The 14,335-nt window shown below is 75.8% G+C and carries 3 protein-coding genes; 1 reads left to right on the top strand and 2 read right to left on the bottom strand.

Features of this window, described 5'->3' with window-relative positions; translation table 11 throughout:
- Positions 1–88: 88 nt before the first annotated feature.
- Both CCN29_RS17165 and CCN29_RS17160 read right to left on the bottom strand, forming a co-directional pair.
- Positions 89–3,907 (bottom strand): type I polyketide synthase, encoded by a 3,819-nt coding sequence (locus tag CCN29_RS17165; protein WP_086682930.1) that lies wholly within the window; start codon positions 3,905–3,907, stop codon positions 89–91.
- Positions 3,900–12,725, bottom strand: a complete 8,826-nt coding sequence (locus tag CCN29_RS17160; RefSeq protein ID WP_086682928.1) for a non-ribosomal peptide synthetase — start codon at positions 12,723–12,725, stop codon at positions 3,900–3,902. The genes CCN29_RS17165 and CCN29_RS17160 overlap by 8 nt, the downstream gene beginning before the upstream one ends.
- A gap of 597 nt (positions 12,726–13,322) precedes the next feature.
- Here CCN29_RS17160 and CCN29_RS17155 point away from each other — a divergent pair.
- Positions 13,323–14,335, top strand: a 1,013-nt coding sequence (locus tag CCN29_RS17155; protein WP_442538394.1) for a phthiocerol/phthiodiolone dimycocerosyl transferase family protein, incomplete at its 3' end; no start/stop codon positions are given.

Genomic DNA, 14,335 nt, shown 5'->3' with positions numbered 1-14,335 from the left:
GAGCGGTGGGAGCGGTGCCGGCCGAGGGACCCGGCCGGCCGCCGGGGCGGGGCCCGGCGGGTCTGGGAGGCGGCGTGTGCCGCCGGTGTCAGTCGGATGCGGGGCGCAGGGCCTTGGCGACGACCGCGCCGATGCGGGCGATCGGCTCCGGCTCGGTCATGTCGTAGTGGCCGCACGGCACACTGTGGTCCTCGAGGACGCCGTCGACGTGGGGACGCCAGGCGTCCGCCTTGTCGGGCGCGAGGGCGAGGTCGCCCGCGTCGGCGCCGGCCCGTCCCGAGGCGTCCTCGGCGGCGGTGAAGAACAGCATGTCGCCGCGGTAGACGCCGGGCGTGAACTCCGGTGCGATGCGCAGGTTGTTGCGCATGACGCCGGCGATCGCGGCGGCCTCCTCGCGTGTGACGGGCAGGGCGGAGCCGCCGTCGGTCCGGGCGAGCCGGCCGATGCGGTCCAGGACGGCGTCGACGTCCGGCAGGTCCGCGTCCGGGCCGAGGGGCAGCCCGGCCATGCGCAGCAGCAGCGCCGCGACCTGCCGCTCGGCGGCCTCGGGGGTGTACGGGACGCCGTGCGGGAGCGGCGCGTCCAGCAGGGCGAGCAACTCGACCTCCTGGCCCTGTTCCTGGAGCCGGCAGGCCATCGCGTGGGCCACGAAACCGCCGTAGGACCAGCCCAGGAGCCGGTAGGGGCCCTCGGGCTGCACCTGGCGGACCAGCTCCACGTACGAGGCCACCATGGACGCGGCGTCGGGGGCGGGCGGCCGGGCGCCGTCCAGGCCGGCCGCCTGGAGGCCGAACACCGGCTGGTCCTCCCCGAGATGGGGCAGCAGCCCGGTGTAGCGCCAGGACACGCCGGCCCCGGGGTGCACGCAGAACAGCGGCCGCCGTGTGCCCTCGGACCGCAGCGGCAGCAGGGGGCCCAGGGCGTCACCCGCGGTGTTCTCGTCGGCGGCGGCCAGCACGCCCGCGACGGTGGGCGCGGCCAGCAGCGACGCGGCCGGCACGTCCAGCACACCCGCCCCGCGCAGCTTGCCCGCGAGGAGCACGGCCCGCATGGAGTCGCCGCCGAGGTCGAAGAAGTTGTCGTGGACGCCGATGCCGCCGATGCCGAGCGTCTCCTCCCACAGCCGGGCGACGGCCCGCTCGCGTTCGGTGCGCGGCGCGACGTGCGGCGTGGTCAGCCGGGGCCGGGCCGCCAGCCCGGCCGTGCCCGGGGCGGCGGACGCCTCTTGCGCCTCGGCCGTCTCCGGCGCGGTACGGGCGCCCGGGGCGTCGATCCAGTGCCGCTGCCGTTCGAAGGCGTAGCCGGGCAGCGGGACCCGCCGCGGCGCGGCCTCGCCGGCCACCGCGGGCAGCGCCGCGTCCACGCCCGCGGACCACAGCCGCCCCAGCGCCTCGGCGAGGACGAAACCGTCCGGGCTGTCGGCCTTGGCGTGCCGCATGGTCGTCACGGAGACCGGCTCGTGGTCGGCGAGCTGGGCGCGGGCGAGCTTGGTGAGGCTGTCGCCGGGACCGATCTCGACCAGCACGGGACGGTCGCGCTCCCACAGGGTGGAGATGCCGTCCGCGAAGCGCACCGTGTGCCGGGTGTGGTCCAGCCAGTGCCGTACGTCGGTGACCTGCTCGCCCGTGGCCCAGGTGCCGGTGACGTTGGTGACGTAGGGGAGGCGCGGCGCGCGCAGGGTGACGGTGCGCAGCCGGTCCTCGAAGGCGGGCAGGACCGGGTCGAGGACGTGGGAGTGCGCGGCGGCCGGCACACGCAGCCTGCGGAACGGCACCTCACGGCGGGTCAGCTCCCGCTCCAGCCGCTCCACGTCCTCGGTGTGCCCGGCGACGGTGCAGGCGGCCGGCCCGTTGGCGGCGGCCAGCGACAGCCGCTCGTCGAGCAGCGGCAGCACGGTCTCGGCGGACGCCGCCACCCCGACCGTCGCGCCGCCGGCGGACTTGATGAGCCGGATGCGCTCCGCGACCAGCGGCAGCATCTCCTCCAGCTCCATCACCCCGGCCAGGCAGGCCGCGGTGTACTCGCCGAGGGAGTGCCCGATCAGCGCGTCGGGGCGCACGCCCGACTCCATCAGGGTGCGGGCCGTCGCGTACTCGGTGACGACCAGGGCCAGCAGCGTGGCGGTGCCCTCCGGGTCGGCCTCCTCGAACAGCACCGTGCGCAGGTCCCGGCCCAGCACCGGGCGCAGGACGCGGACGCAGCGGTCGACGGCGTCGCGGTACACGTCGTGGTCGCGGTACAGCTCCTCGCCCATGCCCACGTACTGCGTGCCGCCGCCCGGGAACAGGAACGCCACCTTCGGCGTCTCCTCCGGGACCGGCGGGACGGCCGGGCCTGCCGCCCGCAGCGCGGCGACCGCCTCCTCGGGGGAGGCCGCGGTCACGGTGAGCCGGTGGCGCAGGGCGGGCCGGTCCGTGCGCAGCGTGTGGGCGACGTCGTCCAGCCGCAGGCCGGGCCGCGCCTCCAGGTGCCGGGCCAGGGCCTCGGCCTGGCCGCGCAGCGCGCCGGCCGTGCGCGCGGACAGCGGCAGCACCTGCCGGCGGCCGTCCTCGGCCGGGCGCGGCGCGGCCGGAGCGACGGGCGGCGCCTCCTCCAGGACGACGTGCGCGTTGGTGCCGCCGATGCCGAAGGCGCTGACCGCGGCCCGCCGCGGGTGCTCGGCCGCGGGCCAGTCCTCCAGGGCGGTCGGCACCCGGAACGGCCCGGAGGCGAAGTCGATGAGCGGGTTGGGCTCGTCGAAGTGCAGGCTCGGCGGGATCTGCCGGTGCTCCAGGGACAGGACGGCCTTGACGACCCCGGCGATGCCGGCGGCCGCCCCGAGATGCCCGATGTTCGTCTTCACCGAGCCCAGGGCGCAGAAGCCCCGGCGGTCGGTGCTCTGCCGGAAGGCGTCGGTGAGTGCGGTCACCTCGATGGGGTCGCCGATGCGGGTGGCGGTGCCGTGCGCCTCCAGCAGCCCGATGGTGCCGGCGTCCACGTCGGCCTCGGCCTGCGCGGCGAGGATCACCTCGGTCTGCCCGGCGGTGCTGGGCGCGGTGAAACCGACCTTGCGGCGGCCGTCGTTGTTGACGGCCGTGCCGCGGATCACCGCGCGGATGCGGTCACCGTCGGCGAGGGCGTCCTCCAGACGCTTGAGGACCACCACCCCCACCCCGTCTCCCGAGGAGGTGCCGGCCGCGTCCGCGGCGAAGGCGCGGCACCGCCCGTCGGGCGAGAACGGCCCCCCGGGGACGTGCCGGTAGCCCAGCAACGCGGAGGGGTTGAGGGAGACCGCGCCGGCCACCGCGGCGTCGCAGCGGTGATCCAGCAGGTCCTGGCACGCGGAGTGCAGGGCGACGAGCGCGGTGGAGCACGCCGTCTGAAGGGACACGCTCGGTCCGGTCAGGCCCAGCTCGTACGAGATCCGGGTGGCCAGCGTGCCCAGGGAGTTCGAGGTGGCCGCGTGCACGAGCTCCACGCTGCCGGGCTGCCCGGCGAAGCGCGGGTGGACGTGCGCGGGGTAGTAGCGGCTGTCGCCGGCGCCCGCGTACACGCCCGTCATGCCCGCCGCGAACCGGTCGGGGCGGCCCGCGTCCTCCAGGGCGTGGTACGCCGTCTCGAGCAGCAGACGCTGCTGCGGATCGACGACGGCGGCCTCGGCGGGGCTGTAGCCGAAGAACCCCGCGTCGAAGCGGTCGATGCCCTCCACGACCGACGCCATCCGTACCAGGGAGGGGTCGTCGAGGTCGGCGGGGTCGCCGCCGGCGGCGAGGAACTCCTCGTCGCTGACGGGGCGTATCGACTCCCGGCCGGCGGCGAGGTTGTCCCAGAACGCGTCGACGTCGTCCGCGCCGGGGAAGCGCGCCGCCATGCCGATCACGGCGACGGCGGGCGGCGCGTCGTCCTGCGGGTCCGTCGGCTCAGCCACGGCCTCGGTCCTTTCGTTCCCGTGCGGAGCGGCGCGCCGCGCGCGCGGCCCGCTGCCGCTGTGCTTGTTCCTTGGCGCGGCCGAGCCCCTCGGACTCGGCCGTCCCGGTCGTCCCGGCCGTTCCCGCGGCCCCGGTCGTCCCGGCCTGCGTCGCCGACGGGTCCGGAGCGGGGGCGGCGGACGCGGCGGGCACCGCGGTGCCCTGGTCGGCCAGGTGGCGGGCGAGCGCCCGTACGGTCGGGTGCGCGAACAGGTCGACGACGGTGAGCTCGCAGCCCAGCGCCTTGTTGAGGGCCGTCTGCGCGGCGACCAGCAGCAGCGAGTTGCCGCCCAGGTCGAAGAAGTTCTCGTCGCGGGACACCCGGTCGCGGCCCAGCACCGTGCACCACACGGCGGCCAGCTCGTTCTCCAGGCGGCGCAGTTCCTCCCCCGCACCGGCCGCCGACGGCTGCTCGGCGGTGCCCGCCGAGCGCAGCACCCAGGCGTCCGCGACGCCGCCCGCACCGGCCGCCTCCGCGGCGGCCGCGTACAGGGCGCCCAGATCGGTGCCCTCCTCCAGGCCGACGCGTCCTGCCAGGCGGCGCACCTGCCGTACGGGCGCCGCCACGTGGCTGCCCACCCACGGCGCCGTGCGGTCGGCGCCGACGAGGAGGTGCGGCTCGTCCAGGGTGCGGGCGAAGTCCAGCGAGCGCAGCGCGGCGGACGCCTCAAGGACCCGGTAGCCGCGGGCCTCGGTGAGGGAGGTGAGCTGGTAGCCGAGGCTCATGCCGCGCTCGCGCCACATGCTCCACGCCAGGCTCTGCCCGGGCAGGCCCGCGCGCCGCCGGTGCACGGCGAGGGCGTCCAGGAAGGCGTTGGCGGCGGAGTAGGCGGCGTTCATCGAGCCGCCGAAGAAGCCGTTGACGGAGGAGAAGACGACGAAGGAGGTCACCGGGTGCTCGGCGGCGACCCGGTGCAGGGTCCACGCGCCGCGCACCTTCGCGTCCAGCAGCCGCTCCCAGTCCTCCGGCGTCACGTCCCGCACGGGCCGCTCGTCGAAGGCACCGGCCAGGTGCAGCACCGAGGTGAGCGGCGCCTCCCACGCGTCGGCGGCCCGGCGCACCGCCGCGCGCACCTGCTCGGCGTCGGTGACGTCCACGGACTCGTACCGCACCTCGCCGAGCCGCCGCAGCCGGCGCAGCGCCTCGATACGGCCGGCGGCCGGGCCCGCCTCGTCCAGGTGCCGCTGCCAGTCGTCCTCGTGCGGCAGCCGGGTGCGGCCCAGGAGCAGCAGCCGGGTGCCGGGCGTGGCGAGCAGATGCGCGGCGACCTCGCTGCCGACCCCGCCCAGACCACCGCTGATCAGATGGAAGCCGTCCGCCGTGGACGGTGCGGTGCGGGGCAGCGGGTCGGGCAGCGGCACCAGCCGGCGCACGAAGCGGCGCCCGTCACGCAGGGCGACCTCCGTGTCCACGGGATGGACGGCGCTCTCGGCGAGGATCGCCTCGGCCGCCTCCCGGTCGTCACCCGGCGCGAGGTCGAGGTGGACGCCGCGCAGCCACGGCATCTCCTCACGCAGCGACTTGAGCAGGGCGCCCGCTGCCGCGTGGAAGGGGTTCGGGCGCTCGTCACCGGCGACGGCCTGGGCGCCGGCGGTCACGAACAGCAGGTCCACCGGACGGGCCCGGCCGGGACGCTCCGCGAGCGCGCGGGACAGCACCAGCAGGGACTCGGTGCCGTCCCGCTCACCCCACGGCGCGACGTCCGCCTCGTCGTCGGCGACGCCGGGGCCGTGCAGCGCGCCGAGGTGCACGACGGCGTCGATCTCCCGCCCGTCCTCGGCCAGGCGCGCCAGCAGTGCCGCGTGGTCCGCCTCGCTGCCGGGGCGGATCCGGTGCCGGGCCGCGTCCAGGCGCTCCGCGGCCGGTCCGTCGGTGACGACCGTGCACAGGCGGCCCTCGGCACGCAGCAGTCCGGCAAGGCGGCCGGCCAGCTCCTCGGCGCGCGGGTCGCCGCCCGCCAGCACCAGGGTGTGATGACCCGTGGGCGGCGCGGTGCGGTGCAGGGCCTCGGCGGGCCGCCACACGGGCCGCAGGAACCAGTCGGGCAGGGTGGCGGCCGTGCCGAGCAGCAGCTGCGCCTCGCGCACCGCGTCGTCGAACTCGCCGGCCTCGAAGCTCTTGCGCAGCCGGGTGCGCTGGATCTTGCCGATCTCCGTCTTGGGTACGGCCTCGGCGGGCACCGGGATCAGGAACGCGGGGCTGACGCCGATCTCCCGGGTGACCTTGCCGCCGATCTCCCGCATCACGGCCGCCGGGTCCTGCCCGGGCGCGAGGTGGAAGAACAGGGCGAGTTCGTCGGTGGTGGCCGACGGGTCGGACCGCACCGCGCAGGCCGCCGTGAAACTCCTTACGACACCCGGCAGTTCCTCGACGCAGGCCTCGATCTCGTGGCTGTAGTGGTTGACGCCGTTGACGATGATGACGTCCTTGGCGCGGCCGGTGATGTACAGCTCGCCTTCCCGCAGGAACGCCAGGTCGCCGGTGTCGAACCAGCCGTCGTCGGTGAACGCCTCCGCGTTCGCCGCCGCGTTGTCGTGGTAGCCGCGGGTCACCGACGTGCCTCGCACCTGGAGCCGGCCGACCTCCCCCTCGGCCAGCACCGTGAGGACGCCGTCGCGTTCCTCGACGATCCGCATGGCGAACCCGGGGTAGGGCAGGCCGCAGCTGACGAACGACTCGTCCTCGCCGGACGGTTCGGACGGCAGCACGCAGTCGGTGACCACCGAGCAGGTCTCCGACATGCCCCAGCCCGGGTGCATGACGTCCTGCGGCAGCCCGAAGGGCCGCAGGGCGTGCAGGAACGAGCGGGCCGTGGCCGCCACGACCACCTCGCCCGCGTTCATCACCAGACGCATCGGCGACAGGTCCCAGTCGCGGTCGTGGAAGCGGTGGGCCTGCTCGGCCAGCAGCCCGAACGCGAAGTTGGGGGCCCAGGTCACGGTGGCGCGGTGACGGTGCGCGAGGTCCGCCCAGCGCAGCGGGTCCTGGAGGACGTAGGGGGTCGGCGCGTGGACCTGCCGGCAGCCGAGGTAGACGTCCCGGAGGTGGAACATCACCACACCGGTGACATGGTCCAGCGGGATCCAGTTCAGCGAGACGTCGTCCGCGCCCAGGCCGTTCATGGCCTCGGTGGCCGCCGAACGGGTCAGCACGTTGCGGTGGGTGAGCCGCACCGCCTTGGGCAGACCCGTGCTGCCGGACGTCATCAGCATCAGGATCAGGTCGTCGGGGCCCGCCGGGTGCCAGTCGCGGTCCTCTGGCGCGTCCCGCAGCGCGTCCGCCGTCGTCAGCCGCAGGCCCGGCCACTCCTGACGCACGGCCAGGTCGCGCAGCCCCGCCTCACTCTCCTGCGAGGCCACGATCCAGGGGCGGCCCAGCATCCGCCAGATGCCCTCCAGCTTGGCGACCGCGGCCGAGGCGGTGGCGTACGAGGCGGGCACCGTCAGCGGCACCGCGACGAACCCGCCCAGGACGCAGCCCCACAGCACGGCGACGAAGTCCTCGCTGTCGCCGCACTGGAGGATCACCTTGTCCCCGGGACGCAGCCCCGCCCGGCGCAGCCCGGCCAGGACCCGTGAGGCCTCCTCGACGAGCGAGGCGTAACTGCGCCGCGTCTCGCTCCCGTCGGCGCGCACGTGCACGATCTCGCCCTGAGGGCTCCGCGCGGCGCGGGTGAGCGCGGACGCCCAGTCCGGCACCGACGGCTCGGGCAGCGCGGGACCCTCGCTGAGCGCCGGGACCGAGTCGCTCCGCACCTCCGCCGCGTCGCCGGCCCCCGGCGTCTCCACGGCCGCCGCGCGCGGGGCGCCCGTGTGCCGGCGCTCCAGCTCCCCCGGTACGTCCTCCAGCCGCACGTCCGCCTCTCGGACACCGGGGACGGCCGCGACACGCCGCCGCCACGCCTCCGCGGCCCGCCGGTCGACCGTCGGCAGGGCCCGCAGCGCCTCGGCGTCCAGAAGGCCGTCGGATGTGCGCGGCAGGTCGCTGACGGCGTTGACCCGGGGCGCCTCCGCGGAACCGCCGAAGGCCTGCTCCACCTGCTCGACGGCGCCCGCCCGGTGGGCCACCACGTACGCCGTGGGCGGCTCCCCGCCGGCCCCGGGCAGTACGACCGCGTCGCGCACGCCCGGCACCGCGAGCGCGGTGCGCTCCAGCTCCGCCGCGCGGACGGCCCAACCGGCGTCCGCGTCCGGGCGGGCGGTCCGGGAGGCGGGCAGCGCGCCGATCCGGACGCCGGGGTCGGCGCACACGGCCTCCAGCAGCGCCCGCAGGGCCTGGGCGAACTCCTCGGCGGTGTGCGGCTCGTACAGGTCGGTCGCGTACTCGACGTGCAGGTCGAGGCCGTCGGGCGCGTGGCCGGCGCCGTACCGCTCCAGCACGTCGACGAACAGGTCGAACTTGGCGGTGCCGGTCGCCGTGGGGCGCAGCGCCACCCGGTCCTCGCCCAGCCGGAGCACGGCCCGCTCGTTGTTCTGAAGCGCCAGCATCACCTGGAACAGCGGATGCCGTGCCGGATGACGGGGCGGGTTGAGCTCCTCCACCAGCCGGTCGAAGGGCAGGTCCTGGTGGTCCAGCGCCGCCACGTCGAACGCCCGCACCCGCGCCAGCAGGTCACGGAAGGCGGGGTCGCCGGAGGTGTCGGTGCGCAGCACCACCGTGTTGGTGAGCAGACCGATCACGTCGTCCAGGACGGGCTCGGACCGGCCGGCGACCGGGGTGCCGATCACCACGTCCTCGCCCGCGCCCCAGCGGCTGAGCAGGGTGCCGAGCGCAGCGTGCAGCACCATGAACATGCTGACGCCCTCGGTGTCCGCCAGCCGCAGCAGCGCGCGGTGCAGGGAGGCGTCCACGGTGGCCGTCACGCTCGCGCCGCCGCCCGTGCCGCCGTGCGGCCGGGGCCGGTCGGCGGGCGGGGCGCTCTCCTCCGGCAGCCCGGCCAGCGCGCCGCGCCAGAACGCCGTCAGCTCCTCGAGACGGCCGGGACCCTCGGGGGCGGGCGCCAGCGCACGCCGCTGCCACAGCGCGTAGTCCGCGTACTGCACCGGCAGCGGCTCCCACCGCGGCGCCCGGCCCGCGCGGCGGGCCTCGTAGGCGGCGCCCAGGTCGTCCGCGAGGGGACGCAGCGACCAGCCGTCGGCCGCGCTGTGGTGCAGCACCAGCAGCAGGGTGCGCTCGTCGCCGGTGCCGAACAGCGCCGCCCACAGGGCGCTGTCCCGCGTCAGGTCGAAGCGGTGCCGCAGGGCCGCCGCCACCTGCGCGGCCGTCTCCCCGGCAGGGCAGTCCACGACTCGCAGCACGGGACGCAGCTCTCCGGGCGGCGCGATCCGCTGGTAGGTGGCGCCGCCGTCCCGCACGAACACCGTGCGCAGGCTCTCGTGCCGGTCGGCCAGGTCGCCGAGGGCGGCACGCAGCGCCTCCTCGTCGGGCGCGTGCCGCAGCGGGACGACGAGCGGGATGTTGTACGTCGCGGACGCCTCGCCCAGCCGGTCCAGGAACCACATGCGTTCCTGCGCGAAGGACATCGGCACGCGCCCGGGGCGCTCGGCCGCCGTCAGCGCGGGCGTCCTCGGCCCGCCGTCGGGGGCCGAGGCGAGCCGGGCGGCGAGGGCGGCCGGCCGCGGCGCGTCGAACAGCGCGGAGATCGGCACGTCCGTGCCCGTCTCGGCGCGCAGCCGCGCCAGCAGCCGGGTGGCCAGCAGCGACTGCCCGCCCAGCTCGAAGAAGTCGTCCTCCACACCCACGGTGTCCTCGGGCAGCCGCAGCACCTCCTCGAACAGGCCGCACACCAGGCGCTGTTCGGGCGTGGCGGGGCGCGCCGAACCGGCGGCCGCGGTGAAGTCCGGGGCGGGCAGGGCCCGTACGTCGAGCTTGCCGTTGGCGGTCAGCGGCAGCTCCTCGACCAGGACGCAGGCGGCCGGGACCATGTGCTCGGGCAGGTGCGCCGCGAGATGGGCGCGCAGCTCGGCGGGTTCGGCGGACTGCCCGTCCGCGAGCACCGCGTACGCGACGAGCTGCATGTCACTGTCGTCGGCGCCGTCGGCCCTGCGGGCCACCACGGCCGCGTGCGCCACGGAGGCGTGCCGGACGAGCTCGGCCTCGATCTCGGCGGGCTCGATGCGGAAACCGCGGATCTTGACCTGCTGGTCGGCGCGCCCCACGTACTCCAGCGTGCCGTCGGCGCGGCGCCGCGCCAGGTCGCCCGTGCGGTACATGCGGGAACCGGGCCGCCCGAACGGGTCGGGCAGGAACCGCTCCTCGGTGAGCTCGGGCCGGTCCAGGTAGCCGGGGGCGACGCCCGGGCCGGACACGTACATCTCACCCGTCACGCCCGGCGGCACGGGACGGCGCGCGGCGTCCAGGACGTGCACGCGCAGATCGTCCAGCGGCCGGCCGATGACACTGGCCCGGCGCGGGTCGTCCAGGTCGGCCCGGGTCACCCGGTGGTGGGTGACGTGCACGGTCGTCTCGGTGATCCCGTACATGTTGACCAGCACGGGGGAGTCCAGGCCGTGACGGTCGGCCCACGGGCGCAGCCGCTCGGGGCGCAGCGCCTCACCGCCGAAGATCACGTACCGCAGGCGCAGGCCGTCCGGGGCCTCCGCGGCGTCCGCGGCGGACGCCGGCGCGTCCTCGGCGTCGGCCCGCATCAGCTGCTCGAAGGCGGACGGCGTCTGGTTGAGGACCGTCACCCCCTCGGCGCGCAGCAGCCGCAGGAACTCCCGTGGCGAGCGGCTCACCTCGTACGGCACCACGACCAGGCGCCCGCCGTGCAGCAGGGCGCCCCAGATCTCCCACACGGAGAAGTCGAAGGCGTAGGAGTGGAACAGGGTCCACACGTCGTCCTCGCCGAACCCGAAGTGCCGCTCGCTCGCCTCGAAGAGGCGCGCCACGTTGGCGTGCGGCACGGGCACGCCCTTGGGGCGGCCGGTGGACCCGGAGGTGTGGATGACGTACGCGATGTCGTCCGGCCCGGTCGGACCCGTGCGGTCGGCGTCGGTGAGGTCGTCGGCGCCGCGCTCCGCCAGGGCGCGGTCGGTGTCCGGGGCGCCGAGGACGACGACCGGCGCCGAGACCGCGGGGAGCCGCCCGGCGTGGGCGTCGTCGGTCACCGTGACGACGGGGCCGACGTCCTCCAGGACCAGACGCAGCCGCTGCTCGGGGTGCCGGGTGTCGAGGGGGAGGTAGCCGGCGCCCGTCTTCAGCACCGCGAGCAGGGCCGTGATCAGCCGGATCCCGCGCGGCAGGGCCAGCGCCACCATGCGGCCGGGACCCGCGCCGTGCTCGACGAGCAGGCGGGCCAGCCGGTTGGCGTCGGCGTTCAGGTCCGCGTAGGAGACCGAGGCGCCCTCGCAGGTCACCGCGGTGCGCCGGGGCGCACGGGCCGCCTGCTCCTCGAAGCGCCGGGTGAGCGTGGTGGTCACCTGGTGCTCGGGCGCCGGGGTGTCCTCGGGGTGCTCGCCCGGCAGCAGCAGGTTCGCGTCCGCCAGGGGCGTCTCGGGCGCGGCGTCGGCGAGTTGCCGCAGCAGAAGCAGGAACCGCTGGAGATGCAGGCCGAGTTCGGTCTCGTCGTACACCGCCGGGTTGGCGTCGAAGGCGAGCCACAGCCCGGCCGGGTCGGCTCCCGGGCGCACCGAGATCTGGAGGTCCTCGACGGCGCCGCCGGACAGGTGGTGGGAGGTGGAGGGATGGCCGGCGAACACCAGGTCCTCGGTGAACGGGACGATGTTCAGCACGGGCCCGTGCAGCCGCCGTCCGCCGCCCAGCAGCCCGAGATCACGGCGCAGGAACTCGCCCCGGTACTGCTGGTGCCGGCGCAGGTCCCGCAGTTCGGCGGCGACGGTGCGCAGCAGCTTGCCGAACGGCGCGCCGGCCTCGGTGCGCACCCGCAGCGGCAGCACGTCGGAGGCGGTGCCGGGGGTGCGCAGCGCGGCGCTGCCGAGCCGGCTCATCGTGGCCAGGCCCAGCACCAGGTCGTCGGCGCCGGTCATCCGGTGCAGATAGGCGGCGACGGCGGCGACCAGCAGATCGGTGCGGGAGACGCCCGCGCGGGCGGCGGCCGCCGACAGGGCCTCGGCCTCGGCCGGGGTCAGGTCGACGGTGCGGCGCAGGAAGGGCGCGACGGGGGCGGCGGTCCGCTCGGCCAGCCGCACCGGCTCGGGCAGGCCGGCCAGCCGCTCCGCCCAGTGGGCGCGGTCGCGCGCGTGGCGCTCGGAGGCGAGGTAGGCCGCCTCCTCCTCCTGGAGCCGTCCGACCGGCTCGAAGGTGGCCGGGGCGGGCTCCTCACCGGTGGCGAGGGCGGTGTAGGTGTCGGCGAGGCGGCGCGCCACCAGCTTGTAGCTGTAGCCGTCCAGCAGGATGTGGTGGGCGCGCAGGAACCAGATGTACCGGTCGGGGGCGAGCGTCAGCAGCGCGTGGGAGAACAGCGGACCCGACTCGATGTCCACCGGCGTCGCCAGGTCGCGCCGGATCCACTCCTCGGCGGCGGCCGACGGGTCGGCGGCCGCGCTCACGTCCACGCGGTGCAGCGGCCAGTCCGCGGGCGCGTCCGGCGCGCACCGGGGGCCGTCGGGGGTGTGCGTGAAACGGAGCGCGAAGGTGTCGGCCTCGGCGACGGTACGGCGCAGGGCGGTCTCGAACAGAGCGGTGTCGACCGGCCCGTGGATCTCCACGTACTCACCGGTGTTGTAGGCGGCGCTGCCGGAGGCGAGACGCTGGGCGAACCAGAGCCCCTCCTGCGCCCCGGACAGCGGTCGACGATCGTCCTCTTGGACTGACATGGCACCAACCCTCAGTGGCGAGCGGTCTTCACACGAATGCGCAGGACGGACCCGGCGTGACGGGGGCGGGCAGCGGACGGATCCGGCCGTCCGCGTTCGCGCCGCCCGGGACGGCCGGCGTTCGGCGTGCCCGGGAATGTCCGGCGGAGAGGACGGCGGTCGAAACGGTCGTGTGCCCGGATGCGGGAATCGCGGAACGGACCGCGGTCACCTGCCGCCGGATCACCTTGCACGAGGCCCGAGGGAGCGTCAAGCGCCCTTTCCTGGGGCCGGGAATTCATTCCTGGGGAAACACCTAAGAAATGGCGAACGGGCCCGGGCGCGCGGGCCGACGGGCGGGGTGAGGCCCGGTGGTGTGGGGCGGTGACGTGCCGCCGGCCCTGTGCGGGGCGAAGCCGCCGGACCACACAGGGTGTTCTGAGGAAACCCCTAAGCATGCCCTGCGCGCCTTGTCCGGTGGCTCCCGCTTCGGATTTCCTCTCTTCTGCTCCCCTGTGAGTTCGTCAACGTTCCTGTGAAGCTCCCGAAATTCCCGCGGCGAAGGACCGCCTGCCGTTCCCGTGGACGCAGAACGGAGGCGGCGAGAAAGGCTGAACGATGCGACGCGTGCTGTGTCCCGTGGAAACCCTCTACGTGGGTCAGAGAAGCAGAGCCGTGCTCTCCTGCGCACTGCGCGGGCCCGTCGACGCGGCGGCGTTGTCCCGGGCCTTCGACACGGTGACCGCCGAGCAGCCCACCCTGCGCACCCGCATCGTCCAGGACGGCGCGGGATACGCCCTCGAACTCCTCGGGGAGGCCGAACGGCCCCGGCTGACCGTGCGGACCGGCGGCGACGAGGTGTACCAGGAGGAACTCAACACCCCGCTGCCGGTGGGCACCCCCCTGACCCGCGCGGTCCTGGCCAGTGAGCCGGACGGGGACCGCCACCTGCTCGTCGTGTCGGTGGACCACACCGTCACCGACGGGCACAGCGCCATCACGCTGCTCAACACCCTCTGGGACCGCTACCGGGCACTCGTCGAGGACGGTGACGCGGCGGCTGGGGCCGCGGTTGCGGCTGTGACCGAGGCACCCGCCACGGCGTCGGAGCAGCCGGTGTGGCCGACGCCCGTCAGCGAGCTGCTGCCGCCTGTCGACGAGGCGGAGACCGCCGCGTACCTGCGCCGCCGTCTGGCCGAGACGGAGGGCCGCTCCGTCGAGCTGCTGCCGTACGACACGCCGCGGGAGACGCACGCGGCGGCCGGCAACGGGGATCCGGCCGGCACGGCGGACGAGCCCCGCATCGAGGCGTGCCGGCTGCTTCTCGACGCCGACCGGACCGAACGGCTGCGCAAGTCGGCGCGGGCGGCGGGCGTCTCCGTGCACGGCCTGATCGGCTCCGCGCTGCTCACCGTCGTCCGCCGCCGCCTCGGCGGTGACGGCCCGCGCGTCCTGGGCTGTCTGTCGCCGGTCGACCTGCGGTCCCGGCTGCACCCGCCGGTGCCGGCCTCGACGATGGTCGCCGCGGTCACCACCCACCTGCACGCCGTCGAGGTCGACGCCGACAGCGATCCCCTCGCGCTGGCCCGCGAGCTCGGCACGCACCTGCGCGACGCCATCGAGCGCGGCGA

Origin of the sequence: Streptomyces pseudogriseolus, assembly GCA_002154585.1 — a bacterium.
GTDB lineage: Bacteria > Actinomycetota > Actinomycetes > Streptomycetales > Streptomycetaceae > Streptomyces > Streptomyces pseudogriseolus.
Note: the sequence above shows the minus strand (reverse complement) of the source record. Positions and strands in the feature narration are given on the sequence as shown.